At 72.0% G+C, this 17,672-nt stretch carries 15 protein-coding genes and 1 tRNA gene; 10 read left to right on the top strand and 6 right to left on the bottom strand.

Annotation, left to right across the window (positions count from 1 at the left end; translation table 11 throughout):
- Positions 1 to 146 precede the first annotated feature (146 nt).
- Together ISU07_RS15975 and ISU07_RS15970 are read left to right on the top strand one after the other, a co-directional pair.
- Complete coding sequence (locus tag ISU07_RS15975; protein WP_194707815.1) at positions 147 to 1,097, top strand: pirin family protein; 951 nt, start codon at positions 147 to 149, stop codon at positions 1,095 to 1,097.
- 131 nt (positions 1,098 to 1,228) lie between these two features.
- Positions 1,229 to 1,453: a hypothetical protein gene (locus tag ISU07_RS15970; RefSeq protein WP_194707814.1), complete on the top strand. Its 225-nt coding sequence runs from the start codon at positions 1,229 to 1,231 to the stop codon at positions 1,451 to 1,453.
- Between the two features lie 292 nt (positions 1,454 to 1,745).
- Here ISU07_RS15970 and ISU07_RS15965 read toward each other — a convergent pair.
- Positions 1,746 to 1,821 (bottom strand) — tRNA-His (locus ISU07_RS15965).
- 35 nt (positions 1,822 to 1,856) lie between these two features.
- Positions 1,857 to 2,579, bottom strand: a complete 723-nt coding sequence (gene orn, locus ISU07_RS15960) for an oligoribonuclease (RefSeq protein WP_194707813.1) — start codon at positions 2,577 to 2,579, stop codon at positions 1,857 to 1,859.
- A gap of 97 nt (positions 2,580 to 2,676) precedes the next feature.
- Here orn and ISU07_RS15955 point away from each other — a divergent pair, with 97 nt between their 5' ends.
- From ISU07_RS15955 to ISU07_RS15940, 4 genes are read left to right on the top strand one after another with little or no spacing between them, the layout of a single operon-like run.
- Positions 2,677 to 3,192: a MauE/DoxX family redox-associated membrane protein gene (locus ISU07_RS15955; RefSeq protein ID WP_194707812.1), complete on the top strand. Its 516-nt coding sequence runs from the start codon at positions 2,677 to 2,679 to the stop codon at positions 3,190 to 3,192.
- Positions 3,161 to 3,898, top strand: a complete 738-nt coding sequence (locus ISU07_RS15950) for a DsbA family protein (RefSeq protein ID WP_194707811.1) — start codon at positions 3,161 to 3,163, stop codon at positions 3,896 to 3,898. Before ISU07_RS15955 ends, ISU07_RS15950 begins: the two co-directional genes overlap by 32 nt.
- Positions 3,899 to 3,911: 13 nt before the next feature.
- Complete coding sequence (locus ISU07_RS15945) at positions 3,912 to 4,943, top strand: adenosine deaminase (protein ID WP_323742647.1); 1,032 nt, start codon at positions 3,912 to 3,914, stop codon at positions 4,941 to 4,943.
- 33 nt (positions 4,944 to 4,976) lie between these two features.
- Positions 4,977 to 5,456 carry a carboxymuconolactone decarboxylase family protein gene (locus ISU07_RS15940; RefSeq protein ID WP_194707810.1) on the top strand — a complete coding sequence of 160 codons (480 nt, stop codon included), beginning with the start codon at positions 4,977 to 4,979 and terminating at the stop codon, positions 5,454 to 5,456.
- Between the two features lie 199 nt (positions 5,457 to 5,655).
- On the opposite strand, the gene ISU07_RS24870 is transcribed toward ISU07_RS15940, so the two are convergent.
- Both ISU07_RS24870 and ISU07_RS15930 read right to left on the bottom strand, forming a co-directional pair.
- On the bottom strand, positions 5,656 to 10,149 hold the full coding sequence (locus ISU07_RS24870; protein WP_194707809.1) for an Ig-like domain repeat protein: 4,494 nt from the start codon (positions 10,147 to 10,149) through the stop codon (positions 5,656 to 5,658).
- Positions 10,150 to 10,569: 420 nt separating this feature from the next.
- Positions 10,570 to 11,463, bottom strand: coding sequence for a LysR family transcriptional regulator (locus tag ISU07_RS15930; protein WP_323742646.1), 894 nt, complete (start codon positions 11,461 to 11,463; stop codon positions 10,570 to 10,572).
- Between the two features lie 69 nt (positions 11,464 to 11,532).
- Between ISU07_RS15930 and ISU07_RS15925 the strand changes: the two genes are divergently transcribed.
- Complete coding sequence (locus ISU07_RS15925; RefSeq protein ID WP_228522014.1) at positions 11,533 to 12,435, top strand: EamA family transporter; 903 nt, start codon at positions 11,533 to 11,535, stop codon at positions 12,433 to 12,435.
- On the opposite strand, the gene ISU07_RS15920 is transcribed toward ISU07_RS15925, so the two are convergent.
- Positions 12,402 to 13,613: an RNA polymerase sigma factor gene (locus tag ISU07_RS15920; RefSeq protein ID WP_194707808.1), complete on the bottom strand. Its 1,212-nt coding sequence runs from the start codon at positions 13,611 to 13,613 to the stop codon at positions 12,402 to 12,404. The genes ISU07_RS15925 and ISU07_RS15920 overlap by 34 nt on opposite strands.
- Positions 13,610 to 14,011, bottom strand: a complete 402-nt coding sequence (locus ISU07_RS15915) for a YciI family protein (protein ID WP_194707807.1) — start codon at positions 14,009 to 14,011, stop codon at positions 13,610 to 13,612. Before ISU07_RS15915 ends, ISU07_RS15920 begins: the two co-directional genes overlap by 4 nt.
- A gap of 166 nt (positions 14,012 to 14,177) precedes the next feature.
- On the opposite strand from ISU07_RS15915, the gene ISU07_RS15910 reads away from it, so the two are divergent.
- From ISU07_RS15910 to ISU07_RS15900, 3 genes are read left to right on the top strand one after another with little or no spacing between them, the layout of a single operon-like run.
- Positions 14,178 to 15,185, top strand: coding sequence for an ArsR/SmtB family transcription factor (locus ISU07_RS15910; RefSeq protein WP_194707806.1), 1,008 nt, complete (start codon positions 14,178 to 14,180; stop codon positions 15,183 to 15,185).
- A gap of 25 nt (positions 15,186 to 15,210) precedes the next feature.
- Positions 15,211 to 16,596 (top strand): MocR-like pyridoxine biosynthesis transcription factor PdxR, encoded by a 1,386-nt coding sequence (gene pdxR / locus ISU07_RS15905; RefSeq protein WP_194707805.1) that lies wholly within the window; start codon positions 15,211 to 15,213, stop codon positions 16,594 to 16,596.
- A 5-nt stretch (positions 16,597 to 16,601) separates the two neighbouring features.
- Positions 16,602 to 17,597, top strand: coding sequence for an ABC transporter permease (locus ISU07_RS15900; protein WP_194707804.1), 996 nt, complete (start codon positions 16,602 to 16,604; stop codon positions 17,595 to 17,597).
- Positions 17,598 to 17,672: the final 75 nt, after the last annotated feature.

The following is a 17,672-nucleotide window of genomic DNA, read 5'->3' as shown; positions in this document are numbered from 1 at the left end:
GCTGTGAAGCGACGCCAACCTTACCTCCGGGGGTCAGCGAGTTGAAATCGGGAGAATGCGGCGACGAGCCGGTGCGGGAATGTCAAAGATTCAACTACTGTTGGACAGGGCAGTCGCCAGACCGGCGACGACCGAGGAGGAAAACCATGCCCGCCGTGACCGTCGACGACCTCACCGTCCTGCCCCGCCTGAAGGCGCCCGGCCTCGGCGACCAGCCGCGTCCGGTGTGGCAGGTGACCACCGCTCCGTCCGGGTACGAGGGGGAGGGGTTCCCGGTGCGACGCGCGTTCGCGGGCATCGACATGGCGCTCCTCGACCCGTTCATCATGATGGACCAGATGGGCGAGGTGGACTACGCCCCGGGTGAGCCGAAGGGCACGCCGTGGCACCCGCACCGGGGCTTCGAGACCGTCACCTACATCATCGACGGCGTCTTCGACCACCAGGACTCCCACGGTGGCGGCGGCTCGATCACCAACGGCGACACGCAGTGGATGACCGCCGGCGCCGGCATCCTGCACATCGAGACCCCGCCGGAGTGGCTTGTCCAGGCCGGCGGCCTCTTCCACGGCATCCAGCTCTGGGTGAACCTCCCGCGCGACGACAAGCTCGCCGACCCGGCCTACCAGGACATCGGCTCCGGCCAGGTGCGGCTGCTCACGTCGTACGACGCGGGCGCACTCGTCCGGGTCATCGCCGGCGAGGTCGACGGTCACCGCGGGCCGGGGTCGACGCACACGCCGATGGCGCTGGTGCACGCGACCGTCGAGCCGGGTGCGCGGCTGGACCTGCCGTGGAACAACGAGTTCAACGCGCTGGTCTACGTGCTGGCCGGACAGGGCACGGTGGGTGTCGACGGCCAGCCGATCCGGATGGGTCAGGCGAGCGTGCTGGGCAGCGGCGACTACCTCACGATCGCCGGCGCCGAGAAGCAGCAGAGCAACACCCCGGCGCTCGAGGTGATCGTGGTCGGCGGCCGGCCGATCCGCGAGCCGCTGGCGTGGGCGGGCCCGTTCGTGATGAACACCAAGGACGAGGTGCTGGCGGCGTACGAGGACTTCCAGAAGGGCCGGTTCGGCCACATCCCCGCGCACTGAGCCCGGTGGCCCCCGTTCGTCCACCCAGATGTGTCCGAACAGATGACATCGACGCATCGCGCCGTTGCCGTGCCTGGGGCAGGATGGACGAACCGCGGAGGGGGTCCGTCGACCAACGAAAGGACGAAGCCATGGCATTCGTCGTCACCACCTCGGGGCCCGACAACAGCGAGGGACGCTTCGAGCACCACGACGCCGACGCCGTCGACGTGGAGGACGGCCACCTCGTGCTCCGCTCGCGTCGCGCGGTCGTGGGCATCTACGCACCGGGCAAGTGGAACTCCGTGACCGAGGTCCGCGCCGGCCAGGGCACCACCGGACGTCGTGCCGCGCTCGTCAGCGACGTACCTGCCTGACTCGTCAGTCAGCACGGCCGCTCGGCGAGGCCGCACCGGGCGTGTTCGTGCCCGGACTCTGGTCCACGTTGCCCTCAGGCGGGTCGGGCCGTCACCATGAGGACGCGGCGGGCGTTCGCGTCCGCCCCCCGGCTGCCACGCGACCCCCCAATGCCGTGGAGTCGGGGGCGAGGGCTTCCGTCCGAACCGCCCCCACGGCGGCGGGGGCCCTCGCCAACCAGGCCCGAGACCGGGCCGTACGCCGAACCGCCCGCCTCCACGCCGACTGGCGCGGGGACGGGCGGTTCGTATCTGGGGTGAGTGACGGGACTTGAACCCGCGACCACCTGGACCACAACCAGGTGCTCTACCAGCTGAGCTACACCCACCAAGGGCTCCGGACTGCGCCGGAACCGGAGGAAGTCTAGACGGACCGCGACCCGTCGTCGGAATCCCCGCCGTCGAAGGGGACGCGGTCCGGTACGTCGGCGGCGTGGCCGCTCACGTCCTCGCTCACGTCCTCGCCCTCGTCCTCGACGCCGAGGCCGGTGAGGGCGCCGCCGTGCCGCGCGGCCAGGGCCTTCGCGCTGTCGGAGTCGGGGCCGGGCTGGGGCACGAAGACGGCCTCGCGGTAGTACCGCAGCTCCTCGATGCTCTCCTGGATGTCGGCCAGGGCGCGGTGGTTGCCGCGCTTGGCCGGCGCGTGGAAGTAGGCGCGCGGGAACCACCGGCGCGACAGCTCCTTGATCGAGGAGACGTCCACGATCCGGTAGTGGAGGAAGCCCTCGAGCGTCGGCATGTCGCGGATCAGGAACGACCGGTCGGTCGCGACGGTGTTGCCGGCCAGCGGTGGCCGACTGCCCTCGGCGCAGTGCTCGCGGACGTAGGCCAGCACCTGGGCCTCTGCCTCGGCCAGGGTCACGCCGCCGTCCAGCTCCTCGAGCAGGCCGGAGCGCTCGTGCATGGTGCGGACGTAGGGATCCATCTGCGCGATGGCCTCACCCGGAGGCTTGATGACGATGTCGACTCCCTCGCCGAGCACGTTGAGGTCGAAGTCGGTGACCAGTGCGGCCACCTCGATCAGTGCGTCGGCGGTGAGGTCGAGACCGGTCATCTCGCAGTCGATCCACACGAGTCGGTCGCTCACGAGATGTCACCCTACCGATCGCACCCGGAACCGTGAGCCGGGTCACGTTCGGCGGTCCTTCAGTCTTCGCTCAGGACGTCGGCCTACCCTCGGGAGCGTGAAGGAGTGGTTCGGCACCCTCGCGCGGCTGGTCGTCGGCGGGGTCTGGCTGGCTGCCGGCCTGCTCAAGGTCTCCGACGGTGCCGCCAGCGTGCGCGCCGTACGCGCGTTCCGGCTGCTGCCCGAGTCCGTCGTCCCGACCGTGGGCCACGCGCTGCCCGCCCTCGAGATCGTCATCGGTCTGGCGCTGGTGCTCGGTGCGCTGACCCGGGGGACGGCCGTCGTCTCGTCGCTGCTGCAGCTCGCGTTCATCATCGGCATCGCCTCGGCCTGGGCCCGCGGGCTGGAGATCAAGTGCGGCTGCTTCGGCAACGGCGGGTTCGACGCCGACGCCGCCTCCAAGTACCCCTGGGACATCGCCCGCGACACGGGTCTGGTGCTCTTGTCGCTGTGGCTGGTCTGGCGCCCGCGCACGCGGCTGGCCCTCGACACCTTCATCTTCCGACCCCTGAACTCGTACCAGTCCGCCGAGGAGCTCGACCATGTCGACGAACAAGCCCACGTCCACCGCTGAGCGAGCGCGGGCCGCGCTGCAGCAGCAGCAGCGGGCGGAGCGCCGGCGTTCGCTCCTCGTCGTCGCGGCGGTCGTCGCGGTGCTCGCGGTCATCGGCGGCATCACGTACTTCGCGATCAGCCGCCAGGACACCACCGGCCAGGCAGTCACCGACTCGGGCACGCCCCGCAACACCGACGGGTACGCCGTCGTGGTGGGCAACGCCGACGCGCCGCTGACCATGAAGTTCTACGAGGACCCGCAGTGCCCGATCTGCCAGCAGTTCGAGGCCCAGGTCGGCGACAAGGTCGCCGCGGCGATCGATGACGGCAAGGTGAAGGTCGAGTACCACATCGTGTCGTTCCTGGACCGCGCCTCGAAGAACCAGTACTCCTCGCGGGCGGCCAACGCGCTGTACGTCGTGGCCGACACGGCCGGGCCCGAGGTGTTCAAGAAGTTCCACGACCTGCTGTACCAGAACCAGCCTGCCGAGAACTCCGCCGGACCCGACGACGACCAGCTCATCCAGTGGGCCGTCCAGGCCGGCGCCGACGAGTCCGCGGTCTCGGCCAAGATCAAGGACGACGTCTACGGCCAGTGGATCACCAACGCCACCGACCAGATGTCCAAGGACGGCGTGAACGGCACCCCGGGCGTGTTCATCGACGGACAGCTGCAGCCGGACCCGGGCACCGCGGTCAGTGCCGTGCTGCAAGCCGTGAAGTGATTGACTCCGGCGCGTGCCGGACCTGTCGTCGTACATCGCCCGCCTCCCCAAGGCCGAGCTCCACGTCCACCACGTCGGCTCCGCGTCCGCGCGGATCGTCGGCGAGCTGGCCGAGCGCCATCCCGGCGTCGTCCCGAGCGACCCCGACGAGCTGAAGGCGTTCTTCGCCTTCCGCGACTTCGCCCACTTCATCGACGTCTACCTCGCGGTCGTCGACCTGGTGCGCACACCGGAGGACGTCCGGCTGCTCACCTACGAGGTGGCACGCGAGATGGCCGGGACCCAGCGGATCCGGTACGCCGAGCTGACGTGCACGCCGTACACGTCGGTGTTGCCCCACGACCCCGACAAGGGCATGGCGATCGAGGAGTACACCGAGGCGATCGAGGACGCGCGGGTCGCGGCCGAGCGGGACTTCGGCCTGGTGCTGCGCTGGATCTACGACATCCCGGGGGAGAGCGGGCTGCCGGCGGCCGACGCCACGCTCGACTACGCGCTGAACCACCGCGTCGACGCGCTCGTCGGGTTCGGCCTCGGCGGCCCCGAGATCGGCGTGGACCGCGCCCAGTTCCGGCCGCACTTCGACGCGGCGCGGACCGCCGGCCTGCGCAGCGTGCCGCACGCCGGTGAGACCACCGGGCCGGAGACGGTCTGGGACTCGCTGCGCCACCTCGGCGCCGAGCGCATCGGCCACGGCACCAGCAGCAGCGAGGACCCGGAGCTGCTCACGTACCTCGCCGAGCACGGCATCGCGCTCGAGGTCTGCCCGTCCTCGAACGTCGCCACCCGGGCCGTCGCGTCGCTCGAGCAGCACCCGCTCGGTGCGTTCGTCGACGCCGGGGTGACGGTGACGATCAACTCCGACGACCCGCCGATGTTCGGCACCACCCTGAACCAGGAGTACGCCGTGGCGGCGGACCTGCTGGGCCTGGACGAGGCCGGCCTGGCCCACCTCGCCCGGGCGGCGGTGCGCGCGTCGTTCGCCCCGGACGACGTGAAGGAGCGCCTGCTCGGGGAGATCGACGAGGTCGACCCCGAGGGTTGACCAATTATCTTCCATGGAAGATAATTGGCTTCCATGGAAGAGAACATCACGACCTTCGAGGAGCACCGGCTCGACTTCGACGCGCTGGTGCCGCGGTTCTCCGCCGCGTTGAGCCGGATGGACGCGGTGGCCGGCCTCGGCCTCGACCCGAAGCTGCGCGAGCTGGTGCGCCTGCACGCCTCGGTCATCAACGGCTGCGCGTACTGCGTCGACATGCACAGCAAGGACGCCCGCGCCGCAGGGGAGACCGAGCAGCGGCTCTACTCCCTGGGTGCCTGGCGCGAGGCGCCGTGGTTCACCCCGGCCGAGCGGGCGGCCCTGGCCCTCACCGAGTCGGTGACCCTCCTGCACGACGGGCACGTGCCGCGCGCGGTCTTCGACGAGGCGGCCCGGCACTTCGAGCCGGAGCCGCTGGCCCAGCTCATCTCGCTGCTGGTCACCATCAACGCATGGAACCGGGTCGGCGTCGCGACCCGGTGCTGGGAGCCGGGCAGCTACGAGCCGGAGGCCTGACCAGCGCCACCGGCGAGTCGCGCGCGACACGCCGTCACCACCGAAATTGGTGGCCTCGGGCCCTTGTGTCGGGCTCGCGCTCGGGATAGAACTTGGGGTGTCGGAAGGACTTCGGTCCGGAAGACATCGAGGCCCCGGAAACTCATACTTTCCGGGGCCTCACCTATGTCTGGAGCACCCCTCATTTCTGGGGGCCGGCTCAGGGCCCAACCGTCAGCTTGGCCACCGTGGACCTGCTCGTGCCCGTGACGGCGTCGCCGACGTACTGAGCGGTGAGCTTGTGCTTGCCCGGCTTCAGCTTCGTGAGCGTGACGGTGATCCTGCCCTTCATCGCAGCCGTCAGCGTGACCGTCTTGATGAGCTTGGCGCCGTCGCGGATCTTGACCTTCCCGGTCGGGCCGGCGATGCCGGATGCCTTCACCGTCACGACGAGCTTGGCGGCCTTGCCGGCCGGGATTGTCTTCTTGACGAGGGCAGCGCTCGTGGACGAGGAGGCCTTCGCCCCGGTGACCGGGCCGCTCGCTGCCGTGCCGGCCAGGTACCCGGGCGCCGTCGCGGTCACGAGCACAGTGATCTGTTGCCCCACGTCGGGCGTCGCAAGGACGTAGCTCGCGCCGGTCGCGCCGGGGATCGCGGACCCGTTGCGCCGCCACTGGTAGGTGTACGTCGCCGGCTGGGTCCACGAGCCCGACGTGGCGGACAGCGTGCTGCCGACCTTCGGCGTCCCGGTGATGCCGGGAGCCACCGTCGCGGCCGGCGCGGGCCCGGCGACGGCCTGGATCGCGTTGCTGGCCACGACGGTGTCGGTGCGACCGCTCTTGCTGCCGGTCACCCGGAGACTGAGCGCGCTGCCCAGGTCGGCGGGCGCGACCGGGTAGGCCAAGCCCGTCTGGCCGGCGATCGCCGACCCGTTGCGGAGCCACTGGTACGTCGCGTTGACGCCGCCCTCGGTCCAGGTCGGCGGGGTGGCCTGGAGCGTGCTGCCCACCTGGCCGGAGCCGGAGATGGCCGCCGGTGCCGAGGTGGTCAACGAGGGGAGCGGCACCCCGGCGATCCCGTTGCTGGTGACCACCGTGTCGCTGTAGCCGCTCTTGGAGCCGGTGGCCCGGAGGCTGAGGACCTTGCCGATGTCGGCCGAGGTGACGGTGTACGTCAGGCCCGTCTGCCCTGAGATCGGGCTTCCGTCCCGCAGCCACTGGAAGGTCGAGCTGACGCCCAGCTGGTTCCAGGTCGGACCGGTGCCCTGGAGCGTGCTGCCGGGCTCACCGGAACCCGTGATGGCGACCCCTGCCGAGGTCGTCAACGACGGGAGCGGCACGCCGGTGATCCCGTTGCTGGTCACGACGGTGTTCGTGTAGCCGCTCTTGGAGCCGGTGACGCGCAGGGTCAGCACCTTGCTGAGGTCGGCACTGGTGACGGTGTAGCCCAGCGAGGTCTGGCCGGGGATCGCGACGCCGTCGCGCATCCACTGGTAGCTCTCGCTGACGCCGGTCTGGTCCCAGGTCGGTGCGGTTCCCTGCAGCACGGTGGTGACCTGACCCGACCCGGTGATGCTCGGTGCCGTCGACGTGGTCAGCGGCGCGACGTTCACCGCGGTGATGCCGTTGCTGGTCAGCACGGCGTCCGCGTAGCCGGTCTTCTTCCCCGTCACCCGCCACGTCAGCACCTTGCCGAGGTCGGTCGCGGTGACGGTGTACGTCAGGCCCGTCTGGCCGGAGATCGCGACACCGTCGCGCAGCCAGGCGTACGTCGTCGTGACGCCGGTCTGGTTCCAGGTCGGAGCCGTCGCCTGGAGCGTGCTGCCGACCAGTCCCGTGCCGGAGATGGAGGGCGGGGTCGAGGCCGTGGGCGCGGGCGCGGTGACGCCGGTGATCCCGTTGCTGGTGCTGGTGCCGTCCTTGTAGCCGACCAGGTGCCCGGTGACCTTCAGGGTGATCGACTTGCCGATGTCCGTGGTGGTCACGACGTACGAGGTGCCGGTGGCGCCGGCGATCGCACTGCCGTTGCGCAGCCACTGGTAGCTGTTCGTCACGCCGCTGTAGTCCCACGTCGGTGCGACGCTGGTGATCGTCGAGTCGACCGCGCCGGATCCCTCGATCAGCGTGGCCGGGTTCGCGGTCGGCGTGCCCGACACCCGGAAGCCCAGCCAGGCCGACGTGCCGAGGGGGTTGCCGCCCGCGTCCTTGGCGGTCACCCGCCACAGCCACGTGCCGTCCGGCACCGTCTGCAGGGGCGCCCACGCCGTCGCGGTGGTCGTGGCGCTGCCCCAGTTGCTGGCGGAGCCCGTGGCGCGCACCTCGACGTCGTACTTGGTGGCCCTGTCGACCTCGGTCCACTGCAAGAGCGCGGCGTTGGGCGGCACCAGCTCGTCGTTCGCCGGCGCCGTCAGCGTCGGTGCGCTGCCCAGGGAGGTGAAGCGGTACGGCGCCGACCAGGGTCCGAGGTTGCCGGAGGCGTCCGTCTTGCGCACCCGCCAGATGTAGGGCGTGGCGCTGGCCGGGACCGGCTGGTTCCAGGCGTACGCCGCCGTCTTGACGGTCGTCGAGAACAACCGGTTGGCCGGCGAGAACGCCGCGTCGTTGTTCTTGTAGACCTCCAGCGTGTACGACGAGGCGAACGCCTGCGCGTCCCACGTGAACGGCGTCGTCCCCGCGACCGAGGAGCCGTCGGCGGGGCCGGTGGGCTGGACGGGTGGTGTGGACTTGGTGAACGTCTTGACCGACGACCAGGCCAGCCCGAAGTCCTCGTAGTCCTGGGCCTCGACGCGCCAGTACAGCGTGCCCTCGGGGTAGAGGGTGTCGAACGCCGTGTAGGTGGCCTGGTCGACGACCCGCTCGTCGACGAGGGGGTCGGAGAACGACGGTTCGTCGTCGACCTGGACCTGGTAGGTCTTGGCCGACTGCGTCGACTTCTTGCCGACCCACGTCGTGGCCTGGTTGGTGTCGAAGTAGTCGTCCCAGCGGAACGTGATGTCGGAGGCGCTCGGATCCGACGATGTCAGCCCGGTGACCTGGGGCGACGCCTTCCGGAACGCCTTCGCCCCGGGGAGCGGCGGGTCCTGCGAGACGGGCGACGGGCCGCACCCGAGCGTGTTGCACGGGCGGACGTACCAGTAGTACGCGGAGCCGGCCTGGCTCTCGGGGAGCGTCGCGCGAGGATCATTGCCGCGGAAGGCGAGACGGGTGTTCCTGGTCGAGAGGACCGAGGTCTGGAGGTTGGTGAAGTTGACGTCCAGGGAGATGAACACCTGGTAGTGCGTCATCCCGGGCTGTGGGTCCCACGAGAGCACCGGCGTGGCGGGCGCCCCGTCGCACAGGTCGGCGTCGCAGTAGCTCCCATCGTCCAGGCCGGACCCGGTGACCGAGATCTTCAGGCCGCCCACTGTCGGGTAGTCGGTGGTCTGGGTGCCGACGGGGGCCCAGCCCGTCCATGTGAACGCCTGGCCGTCGGAGTAGATCCCCTGCACGCCCTTGGGGGCGTCGATGGCCCGGACCCGCCAGTACATGGTGGCGCCCACCGCCGGGAAGGGGCACTCGGAGCCGAAGGCGCGTGGGGCATACGTGGTGCCGACCACGTCGCGCGCGCACACGCCGGACGAGAAGTTCTGGTCGCTGGCCGTTTCCAGCTGGTAGTGGCTGGCGTGCTGGACCGGGGTCCACTCGAAGTACGGAGTCGTGGTCGTCTGGGTCGACGGCGTCACGACCGAGCCCAGCGGGAACACGGGCTGCGGCTTGTCCAGCCAGTTCCGCTGGAAGCCGAAGTTGGAGGCCCTCCACACCGTCGGCTGGTTGGCCAGGTCGACGGCACGCACCCGCCACCAGTACTGGTCGTTGTCCAGCGTGATCGGCGGCGAGTAGCGCGTGCCCTGGATGCCCCCGACGTCGAGGACCTTGTTGTTGAAGCCCTCGTCCAGAGCCACCTGCACGTCGTACGTCTTGGCTCCCGGCACGGGCTGCCAGTCGAGGACCACGTCCTCGATCGGCACGTTGACACTGTCGTTGGGGGAGACCAGGACGGGCGCCGGGAGGGCCGCGATCACGAACGATGCGGCATCCGACGGCTCCGAGATGATGCCCGCTGCCTTGGTGGCGGTGACCCGCCAGAAGTAGTCGCCCGCTCCGAGAGGGTCGGGGACGACGAGGGAGGTCGTCTTGGTCGTGTAGCTCGAGGCACCGATGAAGTCGGCGTCGCCGTCGACCTCGACGGTGTAGGAGATGGCGCCCTGGCTGCCCGACCAGCTCAGCAGCGGCGGGTTCGACGGCTGGGACAGGACGGTGCCGTCGACGGGGGACAAGGGAACCGGCTTCGCGACCGCGGCCACGGTGAACTGGTCCGCGGACCAGTCCGACTTCTCGCTCGAGGCGTTCACGGCGCGCACGTGCCAGTAGACCTGGCCGGGCGGGAGGGCGATGAGAGGGACGAACCGCCGGTTGGTCGTCGTCGTCGTGTTGACCTCGGGGGACGCGAAGGCCGGGTCGTCGTCGACCTGGACCTCGTACCTGTTCGCGCCCTCGACCAGGTCCCAGGCGAGGATCGGCGTGCTCGAGTTCGGCTGGGAGGTGCCCAGGCCGACGGGAGCAGCCGGCGCCGCCGCGAAGGCGGGAGCCGAGACGAGCAGCCCGAGGCTCAGCCCGGTCGTGGCCAGGACGGAAGCCGTGACACGGCGCGGACGGTCGTACAAGCGTGTGGACACCCGAGAAATCCCCCGTGACAGACGACAAGGTCCGGGTCACCTTATGTGGGAATCCGCGCGGCGGAGGGAGTTCGGTGAGATCCGCGGATCCGAGCCGATCCCGGGTTGCCGCTCGTGGACCCCGTGCGGTCCAGTCCGCTGGTCCGGACCACCGCCCGGCCGTCGTAACCACCCGCGAGTCAACGCGTTGGCAGGGCATCTCACTCACACAGAGATCCGGGGGGATCGCCGGGGGGAGGGAGTCCGGCCGCCGGGGGGCGGCCGGGCGGCCCGGCCTCCACATCCGTGACGGGGCAGGCAAAGGCCCCGCAAGCTCATACCTGGCGGGGCCAGGACTTTTGTATCCCGGTTCGCTCGTGGATCCGGGGACGCAGCCCGGCGTGTCGGGGCACGTGTCGGGGCACGTGTCGGTGGTGCGTGCTAGCCGGCCTCGGCGACCCGTTCGAGCAGCAGCCGCAGGGGCGGCCAGTCGGTGCGGCCGCGCCGGACGACGGCGTACGCCCGCAGCAGCGCCCCCGGCTCGGCCAGCGGCAGCACCCGCACACCCGGGCCGCCCCGCCAGGCCATCGGCAGCAGGCCCACGCCGTGACCGTCCTCGATGAGGTCCTCGACGAGCTCGAGGCTGTCGATGCGGTGGGTGATCCGCGGGCTGAAACCGACGAGGGAGGCGAGCGTGCGCACGACGTCCTCGTCGGCGGTGTTGCGGGAGTTCGCGATCCAGGACCGGTCGACGTACGCCGCCAGGTCGGCCGTTCCGGTGCGCGGTCCCTCGCCCGCGGGCACGCCGAGCCCCCAGTCGACCTGCCAGAGCGGCGTGGCCACCACGTCGGCCGGGAACGAGAGCGGCGCCAGGTTGTAGTCGTAGACGAGGGCGAGGTCGACGTCGTCACCGGCGAGCAGGTCGAGCGCCTCGATCGGCTCGTACTCGTGGATCAGCACCTGCACGCCCGGGTGCGTGGTCCCGAGGTCCCGGACGACGGGGAGCAGGGAGCGCCGGACCGCCGAGGCGAACCCGGCCACCGCGACGAGACCCGCGGGCTCGGCGTGCGGGTCCAGGTCGAGCCGGGCGGCCTCGACCGCGGCGAGGATGCCGATCCCGTGGTGGGCCAGCCGCAGTCCCGCCGGCGTCAGCCGGACGTTGCGCCCGACCGGCTCGACCAGGGCCGCGCCGACCTCCCGGGCGAGGGCGGCGACCTGCTGGGACACCGTCGAGGTGGTCGTGCCGAGCTCCTCGGCGACGGCGCGCATCGAACCCAGCCGGGAGAGCTCGACCAGGATCCGGAGCCGGCGCACGTCCACCCGACCAACGTTCACGATTCGTGAACGGTATGTCCAGCAGAGTCACGTGGACGCGGACGGTCGTGGTCGGGTCGAATGGGGGCCATGACCCTCCTGGACTCCTCGGTACGCCGGGTGCGGGCGCCCCGGTCGGCGGCCGGCGTCGGCACCTCGATGGCGGTCGCCTCGATGCTCAGCGTCCAGGTCGGTCTGGCCCTCGCGGTCGGGCTCATCGACGACATCGGCGCCGAGGGGGCGGCCTGGCTGCGGCTGGCGTGGGCCGCCGTGCTGCTGCTCGTCGTCGTGCGCCCCCGTCGGTCCGACTTCCCCCGCCGGACCCTCGGTGCGTGCGTGCTGCTCGGCGTGGTGACCGGAGGCGTGACGCTGCTGTTCATGGCATCGCTGGCGCGGCTGCCGCTGGGCACGGCGAGCGCGCTGGAGTTCCTCGGCCCGCTGGGCGTCGCGGTCGCGCGGGGCAGGGGTGGGACGAAGGTGTGGCCCGTGCTCGCCGCGGCCGGTGTGCTGCTGCTGACCCAGCCCTGGGAGGGCGGCGTCGACCTGCTGGGGGTCGGGTTCGCGCTGGCCGCGGCCTGCTGCTGGGCGGCCTACATCCTGCTCACCCAGCACGTCGGCGACGGCGTCGCGGGCATCAAGGCGCTGGCCGTCACCATGCCCGTCGCGGCGCTGACGGCCACGGTCGTCGCGGGCCCCAGCACGTTCGGCCGGCTGACCCCGGAGATCCTGGTCTACGGCATCGGCCTGGCGGTCCTCCTGCCCGTCGTGCCCTTCACCCTCGAGCTGCTCGCCCTGCGCCGCCTGACCACCTCCGCGTTCGGCACCCTGATGAGCCTCGAGCCGGCCTTCGCCCTCGTCGTCGGCCTGGTCCTCCTGCACCAGGTCCCCGACGTCCTCGCGGTCGCCGGCATCGCCTTCGTCGTCACCGCGGGCATCGGCGCCGCCCGGACCGGTGCGCGTCAGGTCTCCCCGGCCGCCCTGGCCGAGAGGTAGCGCTGCTCGGGGACGCTGGTGGCGAGGCGGGCGGCACGCGTGTACGCCGCGCGGGCCTCGTCGACGCGGCCGGCACGTTCGAGGAGGTGGGCGTGGACGGCATGGACGCGATGGGTACGCCGGAGGGCCGGGTCGTCGAGAAGCGGCTCCACCATCGCCAGCCCGGCCTGCGGCCCCCGGGTCTCGGCGACCGCGACGGCGTGGTTCAGGGTGACGACCGGGCCGGGCGCGAGGTCTGCGAGCATGCCGTACAGCACCTCGATCTGCACCCAGTCCGTCTCGGCCGCGGATGGCGCCTCGTCGTGCACGGCGGCGATCGCGGCCTGGAGCTGGTAGGGGCCGACCGGACCCGTGGGCAGGGCCGCCTCCACCAGCGCGACGCCCTCGGCGACCAGGGCTCGGTCCCACTGCGACCGGTCCTGGTCGGCCAGCGGCACCAGTGACCCGTCGTCCGCCAGCCGGGCCGGCCGGCGCGCGTCGGTGAGCAGCATCAGCGCCAGCAGGCCCGCGACCTCCGGGTCCGAGGGCAGGAGCTCGTGCAGCCGGCGGGCCAGCCGGATCGCCTCGTCCGCGAGCGACACGTCCACGAGTCCGGCTCCGACGGTGGCGGTGTGGCCCTCGGTGAACACCAGGTAGAGCACGTGGGCCACCGCCGCGACGCGAGCCGGGAGCTCGGCCGGGGGAGGTACGGCGAAGGGCGCGTCGAGCTCCCGCAGCCGCGCCTTGGCGCGGCTGATCCGCTGGGCCATCGTCGGCTCGGGCACCAGGAACGCCCGGGCGATCCGGTCCGTGCTCAGCCCGCCGACCGCGCGCAGGGTCAGCGCGACCTGGGACGGCCGGCTCAGCGCCGGGTGGCAGCAGAGCAGGAGGAGCGCGAGGGAGTCGTCCCGCTCGCTCGCGGGTCCGGGCTCGACGAGCTCGGCGACCGTGTCCTCCCGTCCCGCGCGGGCCCGTTCGGACCGCCGTGCGTCGATCAGGCGCCGCGAGGCGACCCGGACGAGCCAGGCCTTCGGGTCGTCGGGCGTCCCCTCGTCGGGCCACTGACGTGCGGCCGCGAGCAGCGCCTCCTGGACGGCGTCCTCGCACGCCTCGAAGTCGCCGTACCTGCGCAACAGGGCCGCGAGGACGTGGGGCCAGGCCGCCCGCCACACGTCCTCGTAGGCGTCACTGGTCGTCACTGGTCGTCGCCGTCACCCCACATCGCCGGCCGCAGCTCGACCGTGCCGCCGGGCTGGGCGAAGTGCTCGGCGATCTCCTCGGCCCGCTCGCGGGTCGCGCAGTCGATCATGAAGAAGCCCGCGAGCTGCTCCTTGGTCTCGGCGTACGGCCCGTCGGTGCGCAGGTGCTCCCCGCCGTTGGCCGGGCTCCAGCCGTACAGCGTGCTCGACGCCGGGTCGGCCAGCGCCATCGCGGTGACGAACTCGCCGGAGGCGTTGATCTCCTCCATCAGCGCGTCGAACTGCTGGGCCGACGCGGCGTGGAACTCCTCGCTCTGCGCGCGCCCCTCCTCGGTGAACCGGTCGGTGGGGTGGCCCCACGGCTGGGGGTTGGAGTGGATCAGGATCACGTACTTCACGGTCGTTCCTCCTCGTTCGGGTCACTGTCGCAGGAGACGTCGGAGCCGAGGGACCGCCCTCGACATCGTGGCGTGACGGTTCCGTGATCCCACCGTGATTGGCCCAAGAACACCGCATCCCGGTGGCCCATCCGTCTGGGCCGGTGGGCCACTACCGTCGCGCCCGATGATCAGCATCGACCTCGACGTGGCCGCCGTCGCTCGCACCCGGATCGTCACCAGCGCGGTGTGGGAGGTGACGGCCAGCCTGGCTGTCCTCTTCCGACCGCAACCGCCCGTGCTGCACGCCCGCCTGCACGCCCAGCTGCGCGACCTGGTCCGCGACCGGACTCCTCAGCAGGTCGGCTTCGACGTCCGCCTGCTGGCCGACGTCGCCCGCGCACCCGGCGGCTGGGTGCCTCGCGCGCTCACGCCGGCCCCGGCGAACGGTCACCTGCCGGCCCGCGACCAGCTCGGCACGGTGGCGCTCACCTGCCCCGAGGCGGCCGCCGACGACCTGGACCGGCTGCGCGCGACGTACCCCGGCAGGTACGACGCGTGGACCCCCGCGGCGTACGCCGACCGGCTGGCCGCGGCGCTCACGGGGTACTGGTCCGCGCTCCTCGAACCCGTCTGGGAGCGGGTCGTCGCGATCCAGGACGCCGACGTCGCGCACCACGTCAACGTGCTGGCGGCCGAAGGGCTGGCCGCGACGCTGACCGAGATGCATCCGGACGTCTCCCTGGCCGGGGACGTCCTGGAGATCCGCGGCCAGGGCCCGCGGCGGGCACCCACGGCTCAGCGCCGCGGGCTCTGGCTCGTGCCCTGCGTGTTCCGCTGGCCCGACGTGCTGGTCGGCTCGGAGCTGCCCGAGGGTGCGGTCCTCGGGTACGGCGCGCGCGGCGCCGGGCTGCTCTGGGACGACGCCGGCGCCCCGCCCGCGTCGCTGGCCAGCCTGGTCGGCCGGTCGCGGGCCGCCATCCTCGGCGAGCTCGACGTCCCGCGCACGACCACGCTGCTGGCCGGCCGGGTCGAGCTGTCCGCCCCGACCGTGAGCGCCCACCTCTCGGTGCTCGTGGGCGCCGGTCTGCTCACGTCGCAGCGCGCCGGTCGGCGCGTGCTGTACCGCCGCACCGCTCTCGGCGACCGGCTGGTGGCCTGCTCCGCCGGGTCGATCGGTGAGCTCCACGGGTGACGCCGGCCCGCGTGATGATGGGCTCGTGACGCAGTTCGGTCTCGACCTCCACGTCGAGACGCACCAGACGCGCCGGCGCAGCAGCCTCGAGGACGCGCTGCGTCGCGCGATCCGCTCCGGCCGGCTGGCCGCCGGGCAGCGCGTCCCGTCCTCGCGCGCGATGGCCGAGGACCTCGGCTGGGCCCGGGGCACCGTCGCGGCGGCGTACGAGCAGCTGGTCGCCGAGGGGTACCTCGAGGCCCGCACCGGTGCCGGCACCGTGGTCGCCGACGTGGCGACCCTCGTGCCTGCGGGTCCCTCGCGGCCACGCACCGGACGGCTGGCCCTGGACCTCCTGCCGGGCGCGCCCGAGCCGGGCGGGTTCCCGGTCACCGCCTGGCTGCGCGCTGGCCGCGACGCACTGGCGCACGCCGAGCCGGGCTCGTTCGACTACGGCAACGGCCAGGGCGCCCCGGCCCTGCGGCTGGCGCTCGCGACGTACCTGGGCCGCGCCCGCGGCGTCAGCGCCGACCCCGACCGGACCGTGGTGACCGCCGGGGTCACCCAGGCACTGTGGCTGCTCGCCCGCGTCGTGGCCGCGCGGGGCGGCCGCACGATGGCCATGGAGGACCCCTGCCACGGACCGCACCGCGACGCCGTCGTGGACGCCGGTCTGCGGATCGTGCCGCTGCCCGTCGACAGCGTCGGCGCGCGCGTGAGGGAGCTCGACCGGCTGCGTCCCGACGCGGTGTTCGTGACGCCGGCGCACCAGTACCCGATCGGCGTCACGCTCTCCACCGACCGGCGGCGCGAGCTGGTCGCCTGGGCGCGGCGCACGGGCGGGCTGGTCATCGAGGACGACTACGACGGCGAGCTCCGCTACGACCGGCGGCCCGTCGGCGCCCTCCAGGGCACCGCCCCGGACCACGTGGCCTACCTCGGCACCGCCTCGAAGATCCTCGGCCCCGGCATACGCCTCGGCTGGGCCGTCCTGCCCGAGGGCTGGGTCCGCGAGGTACGCCGCGTGCAGGAGGTCGTGACACAGGGGCTGGACGTCACCAGCCAGCTGACGTTCGCGGCGTTCCTGGAGTCCTACGGCTACGACCGCCTGGTGCGCGCCCGGCGCGCGACGTACCGGCGCCGGGTCGCCGAGCTGGTCGCCGCCATCGACGCCGGCGGACCGTTCACCACCTCCGGCATCGCGGCCGGCGGGCACATCCTGGTGTCGCTGCCGGACCGTCCGGGGGTGGAGCGCGCGGTCGTCGACGAGGCCGCCAGGCGCGGCCTCTGGCTGGTCGGGCTGGACGTGCTGCGGCACGGCGCGGACCCGTACCCGCCGGCCATCGTGCTCGGCTACACCCGCCCGTCGGCGTTCGCCTGGCCGCCGCTGCTCGACCGATTCCTGGGAATCCTGCGCGACGTGATCCACTGACCCCCGTGTTCGGATACGTCGTCCGGCGGCTGATCGCCGGCGTCATGGTGCTGATCGTCGTCTCGATGTCCGTCTTCGCGCTGTTCTTCTACGGCCCGAACGACCCGGCGTACCAGTACTGCCCCGAGACACGCTGCACGCCCGCCAAGCTGGAGCAGATCCACCACAGCATGGGGCTGGACCGGCCGGCGCCGGCGCAGTACCTCGACTACATGAGCGGGTACGTGAAGAGCCGCACGATCACCAACGGCGGCATCTCCGTGGAGTGCTCGTGGCCCTGCCTGGGCGTCTCGTTCAAGTACCGCGTCAGCGTGCGCGACTACCTGATGGCGCGGGTCCCGGCGACGCTCGCGGTGGCGTTCGGGGGCGCGACCATCTTCCTGGTGCTGGGGGTGGGCATCGGCATCATCGCGGCGCGAAGACGCGGGACGACCAGTGACAAGGCGATCATCAGCGCCAGCCTGTTCGTGGACGCGATGCCGTCGTACCTGCTGTTCCTGCTGTCGTGGCTCTACTTCGTCCAGCGCCTCGGCTGGTTCCCCGACACCGGCTACTACTCGCCATTCGTCGACGGCCCGGTGAAGTTCGTCGACGGGATGCTGCTGCCCTGGCTGATCATCGGCATCGCCTCCGCGTCGTACTACGCGCGGTTCAGCCGCGGCAGCATGATCGAGGTGATGGGGGAGGACTACGTCCGCACCGCGCGGGCCAAGGGCGTCGGCGAGGGCAAGATCATCATGCGGCACGCGCTGCGGGCCGCGATCGTGCCGGTCGTGACGATCTTCGGCCTCGACTTCGCCGGCCTGCTGACCGGCACGATCTTCGTGGAGAAGATCTTCGGCATCCAGGGCCTCGGCCTCGCCGGCCTCGACGCCGAGCGTCGCGTCGACCTCCCGATGGTCTCGGCCTGCGTCCTCATCGCGGCCGCCCTCATCGTCGTGGCCAACATCGTCGTCGACGTGCTGTACAGCGTCATCGACCCCCGTGTACGCCTGACCTGAGAGGTCGCCGGTAATCGCGCGATCGCGCGGTTACAGCAGCTTCCGGAGCCGGAAACCTGCTGTTCGGCCGCGATC

The sequence above is a fragment of the Nocardioides islandensis genome, from assembly GCF_015352455.1.
Lineage (GTDB): Bacteria > Actinomycetota > Actinomycetes > Propionibacteriales > Nocardioidaceae > Nocardioides > Nocardioides islandensis.
The sequence above is the reverse complement of the archived record's forward strand: the minus strand, read 5'-3'. Positions and strand labels throughout refer to the sequence as shown.

What these genes read in the sequence shown, in the direction of transcription:
- ISU07_RS15940 (WP_194707810.1), top strand. Translation starts at nt 4,977, where the DNA reads ATGGAAGAGAACATCACGACCTTCGAGGAGCACCGGCTCGACTTCGAC.
- ISU07_RS15910 (WP_194707806.1), top strand. Translation starts at nt 14,178, where the DNA reads ATGATCAGCATCGACCTCGACGTGGCCGCCGTCGCTCGCACCCGGATC.
- ISU07_RS15975 (WP_194707815.1), top strand. Translation starts at nt 147, where the DNA reads ATGCCCGCCGTGACCGTCGACGACCTCACCGTCCTGCCCCGCCTGAAG.
- ISU07_RS15950 (WP_194707811.1), top strand. Translation starts at nt 3,161, where the DNA reads ATGTCGACGAACAAGCCCACGTCCACCGCTGAGCGAGCGCGGGCCGCG.
- ISU07_RS15925 (WP_228522014.1), top strand. Translation starts at nt 11,533, where the DNA reads ATGACCCTCCTGGACTCCTCGGTACGCCGGGTGCGGGCGCCCCGGTCG.
- ISU07_RS15970 (WP_194707814.1), top strand. Translation starts at nt 1,229, where the DNA reads ATGGCATTCGTCGTCACCACCTCGGGGCCCGACAACAGCGAGGGACGC.